The 15,051-nt window shown below is 60.6% G+C and carries 17 protein-coding genes; 3 read left to right on the forward strand and 14 right to left on the reverse strand.

Translation table 11 applies throughout. The annotated features are described in order from the left end of the window. Positions 1-976 precede the first annotated feature (976 nt). From GQ39_RS16680 to GQ39_RS16690, 3 genes are all read left to right on the forward strand, one after another. A complete protein-coding gene (locus tag GQ39_RS16680) occupies positions 977-1,201 on the forward strand; it encodes a hypothetical protein (protein ID WP_003214941.1) in 225 nt (74 codons plus the stop codon). A gap of 273 nt (positions 1,202-1,474) precedes the next feature. Further along, on the forward strand, positions 1,475-1,957 hold the full coding sequence (locus tag GQ39_RS16685; RefSeq protein ID WP_047531785.1) for a hypothetical protein: 483 nt from the start codon (positions 1,475-1,477) through the stop codon (positions 1,955-1,957). Between the two features lie 146 nt (positions 1,958-2,103). Next, the gene (locus GQ39_RS16690) at positions 2,104-3,390 is read left to right on the forward strand and encodes an OmpP1/FadL family transporter (RefSeq protein WP_047531788.1); all 1,287 of its coding nucleotides are present in this window, start codon (positions 2,104-2,106) and stop codon (positions 3,388-3,390) included. 90 nt (positions 3,391-3,480) lie between these two features. Here the strand turns inward: GQ39_RS16690 and GQ39_RS16695 are convergent, their stop codons facing one another. The 14 genes from GQ39_RS16695 to cobO all read right to left on the reverse strand — a co-directional run bounded on the left by GQ39_RS16695 (position 3,481) and on the right by cobO (position 15,000). Beyond that, the gene (locus GQ39_RS16695) at positions 3,481-4,041 is read right to left on the reverse strand and encodes a glutathione peroxidase (RefSeq protein WP_047531790.1); all 561 of its coding nucleotides are present in this window, start codon (positions 4,039-4,041) and stop codon (positions 3,481-3,483) included. Between the two features lie 55 nt (positions 4,042-4,096). Beyond that, the gene (locus GQ39_RS33530; protein WP_256590086.1) at positions 4,097-4,219 is read right to left on the reverse strand and encodes a hypothetical protein; all 123 of its coding nucleotides are present in this window, start codon (positions 4,217-4,219) and stop codon (positions 4,097-4,099) included. Beyond that, on the reverse strand, positions 4,216-5,424 hold the full coding sequence (locus GQ39_RS16700; protein WP_047531793.1) for an MFS transporter: 1,209 nt from the start codon (positions 5,422-5,424) through the stop codon (positions 4,216-4,218). The genes GQ39_RS33530 and GQ39_RS16700 overlap by 4 nt, the downstream gene beginning before the upstream one ends. A gap of 52 nt (positions 5,425-5,476) precedes the next feature. After that, positions 5,477-5,881, reverse strand: coding sequence for a MarR family winged helix-turn-helix transcriptional regulator (locus GQ39_RS16705; RefSeq protein WP_047531797.1), 405 nt, complete (start codon positions 5,879-5,881; stop codon positions 5,477-5,479). Positions 5,882-5,963: 82 nt separating this feature from the next. Then, entirely contained in the window at positions 5,964-6,695 is a 732-nt protein-coding gene (locus tag GQ39_RS16710) for an adenosylcobinamide-GDP ribazoletransferase (protein ID WP_047531799.1), read from the reverse strand. A gap of 2 nt (positions 6,696-6,697) precedes the next feature. After that, a complete protein-coding gene (gene cobC, locus GQ39_RS16715; protein ID WP_047531803.1) occupies positions 6,698-7,273 on the reverse strand; it encodes an alpha-ribazole phosphatase family protein in 576 nt (191 codons plus the stop codon). Continuing rightward, positions 7,270-8,325 (reverse strand): nicotinate-nucleotide--dimethylbenzimidazole phosphoribosyltransferase, encoded by a 1,056-nt coding sequence (gene cobT, locus GQ39_RS16720; RefSeq protein WP_047531806.1) that lies wholly within the window; start codon positions 8,323-8,325, stop codon positions 7,270-7,272. Before cobT ends, cobC begins: the two co-directional genes overlap by 4 nt. After that, positions 8,322-8,843, reverse strand: a complete 522-nt coding sequence (cobU, locus tag GQ39_RS16725) for a bifunctional adenosylcobinamide kinase/adenosylcobinamide-phosphate guanylyltransferase (RefSeq protein ID WP_047538963.1) — start codon at positions 8,841-8,843, stop codon at positions 8,322-8,324. Before cobU ends, cobT begins: the two co-directional genes overlap by 4 nt. 149 nt (positions 8,844-8,992) lie before the next feature. Further along, positions 8,993-10,444: a cobyric acid synthase gene (locus GQ39_RS16730; RefSeq protein WP_047531809.1), complete on the reverse strand. Its 1,452-nt coding sequence runs from the start codon at positions 10,442-10,444 to the stop codon at positions 8,993-8,995. Then, positions 10,441-11,433 carry a threonine-phosphate decarboxylase CobD gene (gene cobD / locus GQ39_RS16735; protein WP_047531811.1) on the reverse strand — a complete coding sequence of 331 codons (993 nt, stop codon included), beginning with the start codon at positions 11,431-11,433 and terminating at the stop codon, positions 10,441-10,443. Before cobD ends, GQ39_RS16730 begins: the two co-directional genes overlap by 4 nt. Next, the gene (gene cbiB / locus GQ39_RS16740) at positions 11,426-12,334 is read right to left on the reverse strand and encodes an adenosylcobinamide-phosphate synthase CbiB (RefSeq protein ID WP_047531813.1); all 909 of its coding nucleotides are present in this window, start codon (positions 12,332-12,334) and stop codon (positions 11,426-11,428) included. Before cbiB ends, cobD begins: the two co-directional genes overlap by 8 nt. After that, positions 12,331-12,981 (reverse strand): 5,6-dimethylbenzimidazole synthase, encoded by a 651-nt coding sequence (bluB, locus tag GQ39_RS16745; protein WP_047531816.1) that lies wholly within the window; start codon positions 12,979-12,981, stop codon positions 12,331-12,333. The genes cbiB and bluB overlap by 4 nt, the downstream gene beginning before the upstream one ends. Further along, on the reverse strand, positions 12,978-14,378 hold the full coding sequence (locus GQ39_RS16750) for a cobyrinate a,c-diamide synthase (RefSeq protein ID WP_047531819.1): 1,401 nt from the start codon (positions 14,376-14,378) through the stop codon (positions 12,978-12,980). Before GQ39_RS16750 ends, bluB begins: the two co-directional genes overlap by 4 nt. Positions 14,379-14,388: 10 nt before the next feature. Continuing rightward, on the reverse strand, positions 14,389-15,000 hold the full coding sequence (gene cobO / locus GQ39_RS16755; RefSeq protein ID WP_047531822.1) for a cob(I)yrinic acid a,c-diamide adenosyltransferase: 612 nt from the start codon (positions 14,998-15,000) through the stop codon (positions 14,389-14,391). Positions 15,001-15,051 lie beyond the last annotated feature (51 nt).

The raw sequence follows: 15,051 nt of genomic DNA on the forward strand, positions 1-15,051 counted from the left end.
GAAGGCGCGCCACTCTACTCTTTTTTTCTTACAGGTAAAGTCGAAAAAACTCAGCACGCCCGTCCTAGAGCAAGCGCTAGGGACAATCCACAGAAGCTGTGGATAACTCAGTGGACAACCGCCCCTGAAATCTCGCAAAGCCCTATGGAATGGGGCTCGCAGTCAAACTGACGATTTTTTCACCAGTAAAAAAAAGCGATGTTTTTCATTGACTTAAATTTTGGTTACAGGCACCCACTGCGATTGAAGGCTGGATGACAGTGAAGTGACAGACTGCGCAACTTATGTGCACAAGTACCTTATTGACGGTTATATCAGCGCGCTCTTTCGGCACGTTTTGTCAGCGAAGTCGGGGATAAACTGTGACAACTCCATGACCAAGGCGGGTTCTGACTGGTTGGATTTCCACCGCCGCCGGTCGGATTGCGGGCTGTTTCAGGGCGTACCAGGAGGGTATCAGCACCGATCCAACGTCCTCCGGGAACGGTATTGAACGTCGCCCTTAATCTTTTTTGCTATCACACTTCCCTTCGCCCATTCAATCAGTTACTATCCGCGGCGTTAGTACCAAGCTGAAAGTCAATTCTGGTCGAACAAATCCCCCCGGACAGCCTTCTCAAAAGAAGCCTCAACCGAACAAGCGGGATCGACCACCTCGATGGTTTCCAGGTAACTCTTGCGCCAACACAGCCTTTGAATCGTAAGCAAAGGGTGTTGCCAGGCTCATTTACTCTGACCGAACCAACCTGCAAATTGATCAGGATCTTCACCCCGGGCCCAGAACCTTTGCCCTTGATGTGTTGCCTGCCCTCCTAAGTACCTACCTGCCAGCCCAAGCGCGCCAATTTATCAGCGCTTCAAACTGGCTGCTTTGTTCCAGTCGGGTTCTTCGTTCGACCAATGGTGGTTGTCGTCACTGGAACGTTTTAATTTTGCACGGTTCTTATCCGTGTCGCTTGTAGGAACACCAATGACTATGTCTACTCAAATCCATACCCAGGATGCCATTCGCACCCTAACCAACGCTTTTGCACCAATGAACTGCCTGATCATGGCCGCTCGCAAAGGCTGTTTCAGCTTCACGCTGGTCAACGAACACGGCATCGCCCGTCATAGCGAACGCCTGTATCCGGATCAGTACTCCAGCGCCGAACCGCTGCAGGCTGTGATCGATCGTACCCGTCAGGCACTGGTTGCCTGAGACGCCAACAAGGCTGAAACACCAAAAGCCCCGCTCAAAACGCGGGGCTTTTTGTTGCTCGACATTTCACCTAGCGTGGATACCGATTAAGCACTAACCGATATAACGGTTATAACTGGCAGCCGTAAATATTTTAAAAACAGGCCTTTACGTCGCGAATATGACACTACACTTCAACTCAAGCGGCTTATTCCGCTTCCGGCGAGCCTGAGTCGATCCACCGCTGCCAAAGCCTTTCAGGTATCGCCGCCCATTTCGAGTTTCGAGGGTTTTATGGGTATCGCTGCCAGCGAACTGTGCCGCTATGTGATCCGCCCGACATTGATCTACCTTGGACGCCATAGCGCAATTGCCGAATCCCTGTTGGTGGGCATTGCCGCCAGCCAGTCGGCCCTGGGTTCCGCCCTGCATGACCGCCGTGGACACGGCCTCTACCGAATCGCCGAACCCCGTCATCAGGCACTCTGGGACCACTATCTGGCACTCGATCCCGAACGCGCCAGCCTGGTCCGGGGCCTGGCCAGCCAACATGCTTTCCTCAGCGGCCCGCACCTCGAATTGACCGTCAACCTGCGTTACGCCACAGCCATCGCCTGGCTGCTGGTCGAAGAACAGAACACTCCCCTCCCTGAAGCCGGCGACCTGCTGGGAATGGCGCGAATCTGGCGCCAGACCTTCCAGCCCCAAGGACGCCTGAGAGACTTCACCTACGCGTGGCAGACCTGTGTTTCACCGCTGAATCAGGTGGCCTGCTGATCACCCTGGATCCAAAAATCGCCCATCTGGTCGCGAATTTGGTCGGATTGTCCTACAAAACCGCTCTAAATCAAGCGATACAGCCTATGGCGCCCGGACGAAAATGTTGGTAATTTCCGCCCCGGTGATCTCCAGGAGTTCTAATAATGAAAAAAGTAATGCTCAAAACCACCATTAGCCTCGCCGTTGCCTTGGCATCCACGCAAATCTTCGCAAGCGGCTTTGCCCTCAACGAACAAAGCATCAGCGGAATGGGTACCGGTTATGCCGGGCGCTCTTCTTCCGCCGAAGATGCAAGTACAGTTTTTGGCAACCCTGCCGGTATGGCCCGCCTCAAAGGCCAGCAAATCACCGGCGGTATCGCAGCGATCGACGCCTCGACCGATATCAGCGATACCAGCGGCCGTTCAAGCGGAACCAACAAAGGCGATATGGTTCCGTTCACTTCAGTACCGATGGGTTTCTACACAAATAAACTCAGCGATGAATGGGCTGTCGGTTTTGGTGTCTACGCTCCGTTCGGGCTGATTACCAACTACGAAAACGGCTTTCAGGGCCGCGCTTTCGGCAGCAAGAGCGAAGTCAAAGTCGTCACTCTGCAACCAACCGTCAGTTACGCGTTCAACGACAAGGTATCGATCGGTTTTGGCCCTACCATCAACCGGATTACCGGCACCCTGGAATCGGACATTGCTCTCCCAGTCCCACGGTCTGGCGACAACAATGTGGAAATCAAGGGCGACGATACAGCCTTGGGCTGGAACGCCGGCATCCTGGTGCAAGCCACCGACACCACTCGCGTGGGCCTGACCTACCACTCGAAAGTGAACTACAAGCTCGACGGCCACACCGATGTGACGGCTGGCGCTGGCGTGCCACCTCAGCTGCTCAAATCCAACCGTTACGATGCCTCGCTGAAGCTCGAAACACCTGAGTCCTATGACCTTTCCGTGACTCAAGATTTGAATGATGCCTGGAAGCTCTATGCCGGTGCGACCTGGACCCGCTGGAGCCGCCTGAAAGACATCACGGTCAACAACGACGGCGTAACCGCACAAAGCGGCGGTGCCCTCGCCCCACAAATCGTTGGTACCATCAAGGAAGACCAGAACTGGCATGACACCTGGGCCTACGCCTTGGGTACTTCCTATCAGTTGAACAAGCAGTGGGTATTGCGTACCGGTCTCTCCTTTGACCAGTCGCCGACCAACAACACTGATCGTTCGCCACGCATTCCTACCGGCGACCGGACGATTTTCAGCATCGGTGCAGGCTTCAACCCAACCGACGACTGGACCATTGATGTGGCTTACTCCTACCTCAAGGAAGAATCTGTCACTGTCAAACGTGCTAACGCTTTGGGTCAGTCCTACAACGCCAAGTACGAGAACAGTGCAAACGGTTTCGGTGTTGGCGCTACCTACCGCTTCTGATGTTTCACGGCGAGCCTGAATCCCTCGCCACCTGAAGCAAAAAAAGCCCCGCTCTCTTGCACAGAGGCGGGGCTTTTTAGTGGGCATCGATCAGGGAGCGGGAGGCGGTGAAGCCAGAGCCTTCTCTACTGCCGCGATGAAATCGGGATCATCGGGTTTGGTCAGGCTGGAGAAATTGGCAATCACCTTGCCCTGACGATCGACCACGTACTTGTAGAAATTCCATTTCGGCGCACTGGATTGCTCGGCGAGCACCCGGAAAAGGTGCGTCGCATCGTCACCGCGAACATTCTGCGGCTCGGTCATGGTGAAGGTCACACCATAATTCACATAACAGACCTTGGCCGTCTCGGCACCGTCCTTTGACTCCTGCTTGAAGTCATTGGACGGCACACCGATCACCTCCAGCCCCTGATCCTTGTAACGCTGATTCAGCGCTTCAAGGCTTTTGAACTGCGGGGCGAAGCCGCAAAAACTGGCGGTATTGACCACCACCAACGGCTTGCCCGCGAAGCGCTGGCACAAGTCGATGGATTCCTTGGCGCGTAGTTTGGGCAGCGAACCTTCCAACAGCGTCGGGCATTCTGCGGCCTGAGCCAACCCGGTAAACGCGACCAGTAATGCAGGTACCGCCAGCCAGCGCATCAACATGTCAGGGCTTCCTTATAAGTCGTCAGTTATCGAAGTTACTCGCCCTCTTATCCTGCTAGCAAGCACCCATGCCCAACTGCATCAAGGCCAACCCGCCCCGATGCCAGCCCCACCACGCCAGGGCCAGCAGCAAGGCACAAACGCCAAGAAGGGTAATGCGCGGCCAGAAGTTATTCATGTCGCACTCATTTGCGTTTGCAGGCGTGCCACAGGCGTTTCGCGCACCGGCCAGTTGAGGGCGGCGGCCATCAGGCTCAACAGAATCGCTACCTGCCAGATCAAGTCATAACTCCCGGTACGGTCGTAGACCACCCCGCCCAACCAGCCACCGAGGAACGAACCGAGCTGGTGAAACAGGAAAACAATCCCACCGAGCATGGAGAGGTTTCGTACGCCGAACAAGGTCGCTACCGTGCCATTGGTCAACGGCACCGTCGACAGCCACAGGAAACCCATGGCCATACCGAACAGATAAGCGGTAGTCGTGGTCACCGGCGCCCACAGGAACAACGCAATCACCACCGCCCGCAACAGGTAAAGACCCGTGAGCAAACGCGGTTTGGACATGCGTCCACCGAGCCAGCCTGCGGTGTAGGTGCCGAAGATATTGAACAAACCAATCAGCGCCAGCACCGTGGTGCCGACCGTCGCCGGAAGGTGCTGATCCACCAGATACGCCGGCAAGTGCACGCCAATGAAGACCACCTGAAAACCGCAGACAAAAAAGCCGAACGCCAGCAGCCAGAACCCCGAATGGGAACAGGCCTCACGCAGCGCTTCGGACAAGGTTTGCTCATGGCCAAGCACTGGCAAAGGCTTGTCCTTGAGCATGCTGACCAACGGCACGATCAAGGCCACCAGGCAGCCCAAAGCCAGCAGCGCTGCAGACCAGCCGAGCCAACCGATCAGCCCGAGCGTGCCGGGCACCATGGCGAACTGACCAAAGGAACCGGCGGCGCTGGCAATCCCCATGCCCAGGCTGCGTTTCTCCGGCGGGACAGCACGCCCGACCACGCCGAGAATCACCGAAAACGAAGTGCCGGACAGACCGATACCGATCAACAGTCCCGCACTCAAGGACAGCGTGACGGCCGAATCCGACAGGCCCATGAACAATAGGCCCAGGGCGTACAGAACGCCGCCGATCAGCACCACTTTCGCCGCACCGAAGCGATCCGCCAGCGCGCCGGTGAATGGCTGCGCCAAGCCCCAGATCAGGTTCTGCAGGGCGATGGCGAAGGCAAAGACTTCACGCCCCCAACCAAACTCGGCACTCATCGGCGCCAGAAACAGCCCGAAGCCGTGTCGCACGCCAAGCGACAACGCAAGGATCAGCGCACTCCCCAACAAAACCCAACCACAGGTACGCCACATCGATGTCATTATTATTCTCCAATCGCGGGTATATACCCGCTTAAGTTCTGGAAAACCGGCATCAAGCCAGTTCGTCCAGCAATTTCAACAACGTTTCCCGCTTCTCGGCGCCCAAGCGATCAACCAGTCGCTGCTGTGCCGCTTCCCAGGCCGGCAGGGCTGCTTTCAAGCGCTCGGCACCGGCTACGGTCAGGCGGACGATACGGTTACGCATGTCTTCGCCCTCGACCAGCATCACCAGGCCCTCGCCTTCCAGGACGCGCAAATTGCGCCCCAGGGTGCTGCGATCCAGTCCCATGGCCTCGGCCAGGGTGGAAATACTCGGTTGATCCAGACGCTGCAGATTGCACAGCAAAGAATACTGCGCAACGTTGATCCCGAAACCGTCGAGAGCGCCGTCGTAATGCCTGCTGACGCCACGGGCGGCGCGACGCAGGTTGATGCATAAACATTGGGATTCGAGCATGGTGCGTGTATATACCCGCGGTTAAGTGAAAGCAAATTTTTTGTTACATACAACCCGTAAGAGCAACCCTGCTCGCGAAGCCCTATATCAGGGCCAGCCCGACCAGCATCGCAACTTCCAGCAATTCCAGCAACGCCCCCGCCGTATCGCCCGTCGTCCCGCCTAAACGCCGCAGCATGATCCGTCGCAACCACGCGAACAACGCGACTGCCAGCACCACGGCAAAAAAACCACTCAAGCCAGCAATCAGCACGCAGGCCAACCCACTGACCGCCAACACCTGCTTGCCTGCCGAGCGTGGCAGATGATCGGCCAGCGCCTGACCCAGGCCACCGGCACGTACATAGGGCGTGGTCAGGAACAACCCCAGCAACGCACTGCGACCAAGCAGCGGCACGATGATCAGCGCAAGGGCGTGTTGCTGTTCGATCAAGGCCAGCAGCGCGGCGAATTTCAGCAGCAGCACCAACACCAGTGTGACCACCGCTATCGGACCGCTGCGCGGGTCTTTCATGATGGTCAATGTGCGTTCACGGTCGCCGAAGCCCCCGAGCCACGCATCGGCGCTGTCGGCCAGGCCGTCCAGGTGCAATGCGCCGCTGAGCAACACCCACACGGTGAGCAGGAGTGCCGCGTGCAGCAGCGGCGGCGCGCCGAGCATCAGCCAGTTGAGTCCCCATAAAATACCGCCGAACAACAAGCCCACCAGCGGATAGAACAGCAGCGACCGCCCCAGCTCCTGCGGTGCCGGCATGCCCGGCAGACGGATCGGCAGGCTGCTGAGAAACTGTAAGGCGATCCAGAACGGCAGCATGGTCAGACTGCTTCCCTTAACAATCCGTCGGACTCGACCGACAGCGAAAACAATGCGCCATGGCCGACTTCAACGTTGAGTAATTGCTCCCGCGGCAAGCCGCGCGCCTGCGCCAGCAACAAGCGCATGACCCCGCCATGACTGACGAGCAATACCCGCTCGCCCGCGTAGGCGGCATGCAAACGCGCCACCGCCGCCAACACCCGCGCTGCGAACGCCGCGACAGGCTCGCCCTGAGGCGGCGTGAACGAATAAGGATCGGCCCAGAACAACCCGAGGGAATCGGCATCGGTTTCCATCAGCGCCGCAGCGCTCTGCCCCTCCCAGGCGCCGAAATGCAGTTCTTGCAGGTCGGCCTGCCACTCGACCGGCAAGCCCAATCGCCCTGCCAGTTCTTCAGCGAACCGCGCACAACGCTGCAGGGGCGAACTGACCAGACGATCCCAAGGCCCTTGCGCCAGCACCGCCTCGCGCATTTGCTGCCAGCCTTTTTCGGTCAACGCATCATCGAGGCTGCCACGCAAGCCGCCACCGAGCTCGGTTTCGCCGTGACGCAGCATATCCAGACGCAACGTCATGCCGGACGATCCGCCACCGCTGCCTCGGCGAACGTCGCCATCTGCCCGTGCAGGTCGCAGGCCAGGCGCAGCAATGGCACGGCCAGCGCAGCGCCGCTGCCCTCGCCCAGACGCAAGCCGAGGTCGAGCAAGGGTTCGGCACTCAAGGTTTCCAGCACATGGCGGTGCCCCGGCTCGGCACCGCGATGGCCGAACAACAGCCACTGTCGGCACTCGGGATTCAAGCGCACCGCGACCAACGCCGCGACGCTGCAAATGAAACCGTCCACCAGCACCGCAATGCCTTCCTGGGCGCAGGCCAGGTAAGCCCCCACCAGTGCCGCAATTTCAAAACCGCCGAGGTTGAACAGGGTCTGCAACGCATCGCCACGCTGAGCCCCGTGCAGCGCCAGCGCGCGCTCGATCACTTGTGCTTTATGGCTGACGCCTGCGGCATTCAAACCGGTGCCCGGCCCGGCCAGATGTACGACCGGACACTCCAGCAATGCGCACGCCAGGGCGCTGGCCGCCGTGGTGTTGCCAATGCCCATTTCGCCACCGATGAATAGCTGAGCGCCCGAGGCGAGCGCGCGCTGCACGCTGTCGCGACCCGCCTGCAGAGCACGCTCACCTTGCGCCTGTGTCATCGCCGGACCTTGCACAAAATTCGCGGTCCCCGGACCGATGTTCAGATGACGCACACCCGGCAGGTTCAATGCCGGCGTCACCGTCCCCAGGTCCACCACTTCGAGGCAAGCCCCCAACTGCCGCGCCAGCACGCTGATCGCTGCACCGCCGGTGACGAAGTTGTGCAGCATCTGCCCGGTGACTTCCTGGGGAAATGCCGACACGCCTTCAGCCACCACGCCATGGTCACCGGCAAAAATAGTGATCCACAGCTGATCCAGGCTTGGCTTGATCTGCCCTTGCAAGCCCGCCAATTGCACCGCCACCGCTTCGAGCTGGCCGAGCGAACCGGCCGGTTTGGTCAGTTGCTGTTGCCGGACTTGCGCCTGCTCGAGCACATCGAGGTCGATCGGCTTGCACGGGTTCAGCCACCAGGATTGGGTCATAACGCAGTACCTTTCAAAGTCAGGGGCAGGCCGGCGACGGTCAGGATGACTCGCTGACAACGCTCGGCCAGAGCTTGATGCAGCCAACCGGCCTCATCGACATAGCGGCGAGTCAATTCGCCCAGCGGCACGACACCCATTCCGGTCTCGTTGCTGACAAAAATGATTTCACCCGGCAGCGACGCCAGGCACTCCAGCAGGGCATCGCGCTCGGCGCTCAGGCGTTGCGCATCGTCAAGCATCAGCAGATTGGTCAGCCACAGGGTCAGGCAATCCACCAACAGGCAGCGTTCGGCACTGGCGGTTTCGCGCAGGACGCGGGCCAATTCCAGCGGCTCTTCGATCAACGCCCATTCGGCCGGACGACGGGCACGGTGATGGGCGACCCGCTGGCTCATTTCACCGTCCAGCGGCTGGCTGGTGGCGATGTAAGTCACTTGCAATTGGCCGTCTGAGGCTAGTTTTTCAGCCAGACGACTTTTGCCGGAGCGGGCGCCGCCGAGGATCAGTTGGAGCATGTTCATAACCTTTTATTTGGCGGTGTAGCGACAGGCCTCATCGCGGGCAAGCCCGCTCCCACAGGTACTGCGTGCAGACCAAAAAATCGGTAGACAGCCCCGATCCTTGTGGGAGCGGGCTTGCCCGCGATGGGGCCTGCACAGTCACTTCAAATCCCACAGAGCTCACGCAGCAGCCCGGTATCCAGATGCGTCTCCACCAGATCCGCCAGCCGCTCGATATCCCGCTCGCGCAATCCGTGGTAATCCACGTCCTGCACAGCCTGCAAACCCGCCCAACGCAACAGGGCGCTGCACGCTGCCGGGGATTCGAACAGACCGTGCAGATAGGTGCCGAAAATCTGCCCATCGACACTTTGCGCACCGTCGCAGCGTCCGTCATCGAGCAGTACGGCGGCGTTCTCCAGCGCCGGCCCGGTGGTGACGCCGGCATGGATTTCATAGCCGCCGACTTCAGCATTCTCCAGCGCCAGACGCCCGCGCACATTGCGCAGCTGCTTGTGTTCTTCGAGTCGGGTTTCAAACGCCAACAACCCCAGCCCGGCGCTGGACCCCGGAACGCCTTCCAGGCCCAGCGGATCGTGCACCTGCTCGCCGAGCATTTGCAGACCGCCGCAGATGCCCAGCACTTTGCCGCCGTAGCGCAGGTGCCGTGAGATCGCGATTTCCCAACCGTTGGCGCGCAGATACGCCAGGTCGTCGCGCACGCTTTTCGAGCCGGGAAGGATGATCAGATCGGCTGGCGGAATCGCCTGGCCGGGACCGACGAATTGCAGGTCGACTTGCGGGTGCAGGCGCAACGGGTCGAAATCGGTGTGGTTGCTGATGCGCGGCAGCACCGGCACCACCACTTTCAAAACCTGATCGGCCTTGTCGGTCTGGCGCTGATCGATGCCGTCTTCGGCCTCCAGATGCAAATCCAGCACGTACGGCAGCACGCCGATCACTGGCTTGCCGGTACGCTGTTCCAGCCAATCGAGGCCGGGTTGCAGCAAGGCGATATCGCCGCGAAAACGATTGATGATGAAGCCCTTGACTCGCGCCTGCTCGCTGGGCGACAGCAGCTCCAGCGTACCCACCAGATGCGCGAACACCCCGCCACGATTGATGTCGGCGATCAGCAGCACCGGACAATCCACCGCCTCGGCGAAGCCCATGTTGGCGATGTCCCCGGCACGCAGGTTGATCTCCGCTGGCGACCCCGCACCTTCGACCATCACCACCGGATACGCCGCACTCAACCGCGCGTGGGAAGCCAGCACCGCTTGCATGGCGATGGCTTTGTAGTCGTGATAGGCGACGGCGTTCATGGTCGTGACGGCGCGACCATGGATGATCACCTGAGCGCCGGTATCGCTGTTGGGTTTGAGCAGCACCGGGTTCATATCGGTGTGCGGCTCGAGGTAAGCGGCCTGCGCCTGCACGGCTTGCGCGCGGCCGATTTCGCCACCGTCGGCCGTCACGGCGCTGTTGAGCGCCATGTTCTGCGGCTTGAACGGCACCACGTTGACGCCCTGACGCGTAACCCAGCGACACAACGCCGTCACCAGTGTGCTTTTACCGGCATCGGATGTGGTGCCCTGCACCATCAACGTTGTCATTGGCCTTCCTTGGCAAAGGCTGCGAATGCGGCGGCAAGACGCACCCAGTCGGCTTCATCGGCAGGCAACCCGAAACGCAGACTGCTGTTGTGCATAAACAACCGCAGCAAAATGCCGCGCCGGGCCATGAATTCATGCAGTTCTTCGGCGCGATCGGTGATCATCCACTGGAACAGTGCGCAGCCGCCATCAGGCTTGAAACCGTGCTGCTCCAGGAGCGCCGCCAGACGTTCACTGGCCACTTCGGCACGCACGCGTTGCAATGCGTGCCCTTCGACATCACGCAGGCAGGCCTGGCCCACCACCCGGGTCGGACCGCTGACGACCCATGGCCCCACTTGTTCGGCGAGCAACTTGAGTAACTTGCGCTCGGCCAGGACAAATCCCAGCCGCACCCCGGCCAGACCAAAGAACTTGCCGAACGAACGCAGCACGATCAGGCCGACCAGATGGGAGAACGGCGCCAGGCTCAGCTGCGGTGTGTTGTCCATGAATGCTTCGTCCACCACCAGCCAGCCACCGCGCTGGGCCAGCCGTGAGTGCCAGTCGAGCAGACGAGCGGGGGGCAGGCTCAAGCCGGTGGGATTATTCGGGTTGACCACCACCAACACGTCCAGGCTGTCGACAAAGAAATCGACTTCCTGCTCCAGTACCTCACGCACGATGTAGCCATTGCGGCGCCACGCTTCGGCATGTTCGGCATAACACGGCGACAGCACGCCAACCTTCCCGGCCCGTCGCAGACGCGGCAGTAACTGGATGGCCATCTGCGACCCCGCCACCGGCAATACCTGCAGGGTGCCGTAGTAATCGCAGGCGGCCTGTTCCAGCCCGTCATCGTTTTCCGGCAACCGCGCCCAGGCCCGCAGCGGGATATCCGGAACGGGAAACGGCCAGGGCGCGAGGCCGCTGGACAGGTCAAGCCAATCGGCTTCTTCGATGCCGTATTCGAGCGCCGCCTTGCGCAACCGTCCACCGTGCTCAAGCATAAAATTCAGCCCCCACGCAGAGAATCAGCAGCCATAACCATACCCCGCGCTGGACCAGTTGCCAGCCACGATCGATGGAGTCGGCATCCGCCGGCACGCCTTCGCCCAGTTGCGGACGTTGATGCAGTTCACCGTGATAGATCGCCGCCCCACCCAATTCGACGCCCAGCGCACCGGCCCCCGCAGCCATCACCGGGCCGGCGTTCGGGCTGTCCCAGGTCGGGCCCTGGGTCCGCCAGCATTTCAGGGCCAGTCGGGTCTTGCCCAGCAAGGCGTAGGTCAATGCCACCAAACGCGCGGGAATGTAATTGAGCACATCATCAATCCTGGCTGCCGCCCAACCGAAACGCTCGAAGCGCTCATTGCGATAGCCCCACATGGCGTCCAGCGTGTTGCTCAAACGGTAGAGCACGACGCCTGGCGCACCGGCCACGGCAAACCAGAACAGTGCGGCAAACACGGCATCACTGCCGTTTTCCAGTACCGACTCGGTGGCAGCACGGGCCACTTCGGTTTTATCCAGCTCGCTGGTCTTGCGGCTGACCAGGTAACTGACGCGCGTACGCGCCTCATCCAGATCATCGCTGCGCAAGGCCCTGGCCACGGGTTCGACGTGTTCGCCCAGGCTGCGCATGCCGAGGGCGCAGTACAACGCAAGAATCTCCACTGCCCATCCAACATAAGGCGCCCAGGAAAAGGCCGTGGCCAACAAGGTCAACGGCAACACCGCAATCACCCACGCGGTGACCCCGTGACTGCGCCAGCCGCGACCACCCGCGTTGAAACGCTGCTCGATACGCTCGGCAAACCGGCCGAACGCCACCAGCGGATGCCAGCGTTTGGGCTCACCCAGCAGCGCATCCAGCGCCACGGCGGCGACACTCAACAACGCCACACTCATTGGCGCACTCCCCAATAATTTTCATACAACAATTCACTTAGCGGACGCGCCTGCGCCCAGCCTTCAAGGACCAGCATCGGCGCCGGGTAGAATTCCTTGACCGGTCCCAGGCACAAAATAGCCAGTGGTTTGGCACCGGGCGGCAAGCCGAGTAAATCGGCTAGGTCTTGCGGTTCGAACAGCGAGACCCACCCCATGCCCAACCCTTCGGCCCGGGAGGCCAGCCACAGGTTCTGGATCGCGCAGGACAACGAAGCCATGTCCATTTCCGGCAAGGTGCGACGACCGAAAATATGTCGCTCGCGATCGTCCATCAGCGCCGCCACCAACACCTCGGCGCAATCATTGATGCCTTCGACCTTGAGCTGCATGAATTCGTCAGTGCGTTCGCCAAGGGCTTCGGCGGTGCGAATGCGCTCTTGTTCCACCAGTTCCCGGATCTGCCCGCGCAAGGTTCGGTCGCTGATACGGATGAACCGCCAGGGCTGCATCAAGCCAACACTCGGCGCCTGGTGCGCGGCTTCGAGCAACCGCCGCAGCAATTCGGGCTCGACCGTGCCACCGCTGAAGTGACGCATGTCGCGACGTTCGCCGATGGCCCGGTAGACCGCTGCACGTTCGGCGTCGGAAAAGGCGTTGTCGGTCATGGCCTCTTCGCTGGCAAGCCAGCGCCTGCAGAAGACCACGTTTCTTCAGGTGTCACACCGCCCACAGTGGCAGCGAGTGTGCCCGCGAAGGCAGCCTCAAGGTCGGGTGAAAACAGTGCGGCAATCGCGTGCGGATTCGACGGAAAATAGAAATGCACATAAGAGGCTGTCATCCGCCCCTCACGATAAACCGCCTCCGCCCCGCGACCGCCATTGGGGCTCAAGCCACGGGCAATCGGCACGAGCCCGGTGGTGGTCAGCGAATGATGATAGGTATGCCCACGCAGGGAACCTTCGGGCAATTCGACAGCCTGCAGCGCCAGCGCCGCCAGACGCTTTTGCATCACCGCATCCCCGGCCAGCAGGCCGACCAATTCTGCACGCGTACCGTCGACATCGGTGAGCGAATCGAGCAAATACAACATGCCGCCACATTCGGCGAGCAAGGGTTTGCCCGCCTCGTGGTGCGCGCGGATCGCGTTCAGCATCGAGGTGTTTTGCGACAACGCCACATGATGCAATTCCGGGTAGCCGCCCGGCAGATAGAGGCTGTCTGCCTCGGGTAGCCGAGTGTCACGCATCGGTGAAAAGAACGACAACTCGGCGCCCATGGCCCGCAGCAAATCCAGGCTGGCGCCATAGGTAAAGGCAAACGCTTCATCACGGGCCACGGCAATGCGCACACCCGCCAGTAAGGGTTCGGCGGCGATCACATCCGGGGCTGCGAACTCCACGGCCGGCGGAAGCGCCACCTCGCAACTGCCAGCCAAGGCTTCGGCCGCCGCATCCAGGCGAAGATCGAGATCGTTCAACTCACTGGCCTGCACCAGGCCAAGGTGACGACTCGGCAATTCGATGGCGGTTTCGCGGGACAACGCGCCATACCAACGCAGGCCTTCGGTCAGGCTGCCTTCAAGCAACTGCGCGTGACGTAGGGTGCCCACGCGGTTGGCCAGGACACCGGCAAACGGCAAGTCAGGTTGATAGCGCGCCAGCCCCAGGGCCAGGGCACCAAAGGTCTGGGCCATGGCGGTGCCGTCGATCACACCCAGCACCGGCACACCGAAGTGTCGCGCCAGGTCAGCACTGGACGGCGTGCCATCGAACAGCCCCATGACACCCTCGATGAGGATAAGGTCCGCTTCGCCTGCGGCCTCCCACAACAAACGCCGACTCTCCTGCTCGCCGACCATCCACATGTCCAGCTGATACACCGGCGCACCGCTGGCGCGCTCCAGAATCATCGGATCGAGAAAGTCCGGGCCACATTTGAACACACGAACCTTGCGTCCCTGATTGCGATGCAAACGGGCCAGCGCGGCGGTGACGGTGGTCTTGCCCTGACCGGAGGCCGGCGCGGCAATCAGTACCGCCGGGCATTGACGAGGGCTATTCATAAAGTGCGACTCACAACTCGACGCCTTTCTGCGCCTTGATACCGGCCTGGAAGGCGTGCTTGATCATGCCCATTTCAGTGACGGTGTCGGCCAGCTCGATCATCTCAGGCTTGGCGCCACGACCGGTGACCACCACGTGCTGCATTGGCGGGCGAGCCTGCAAGTCACTGAGCACCCGATCCAGATCGAGGTAACCGTGCTTGAGCGCGATGTTCAACTCATCCAGCACCACCAGGCCGATGGATGGATCGCGCAGCAATTCACGGGACACTTCCCACGCGGCTTCGGCGGCGGCGATGTCGCGCTGGCGATCCTGGGTTTCCCAGGTAAAGCCTTCGCCCATCACATGAAAACGCACCTGTTCCGGGAAGCGCCGGAAGAACAGCTCTTCACCCGTGCTGTTGCGCCCCTTGATGAACTGCACCACACCGCACTGCATGCCATGACCCATCGAGCGGGCCAGCATGCCGAACGCCGAGCTGCTCTTGCCCTTGCCGTTGCCGGTCAGCACCAGCAGCAGGCCGCATTCATTCGGGGAGTTGGCGATGCGTTCATCGATTACGGCTTTTTTGCGCAACATGCGCGCCAGGTGACGTTCGTCACGATCCGGGGTATCAGTCATGGGAGAGCTCTCCGTTGAGGCAGGATAACGGCGGGCAGGCACAAGAACAGA

The organism is Pseudomonas sp. 11/12A (assembly GCF_000800055.1).
Taxonomy (GTDB): Bacteria; Pseudomonadota; Gammaproteobacteria; order Pseudomonadales; family Pseudomonadaceae; genus Aquipseudomonas; species Aquipseudomonas mohnii.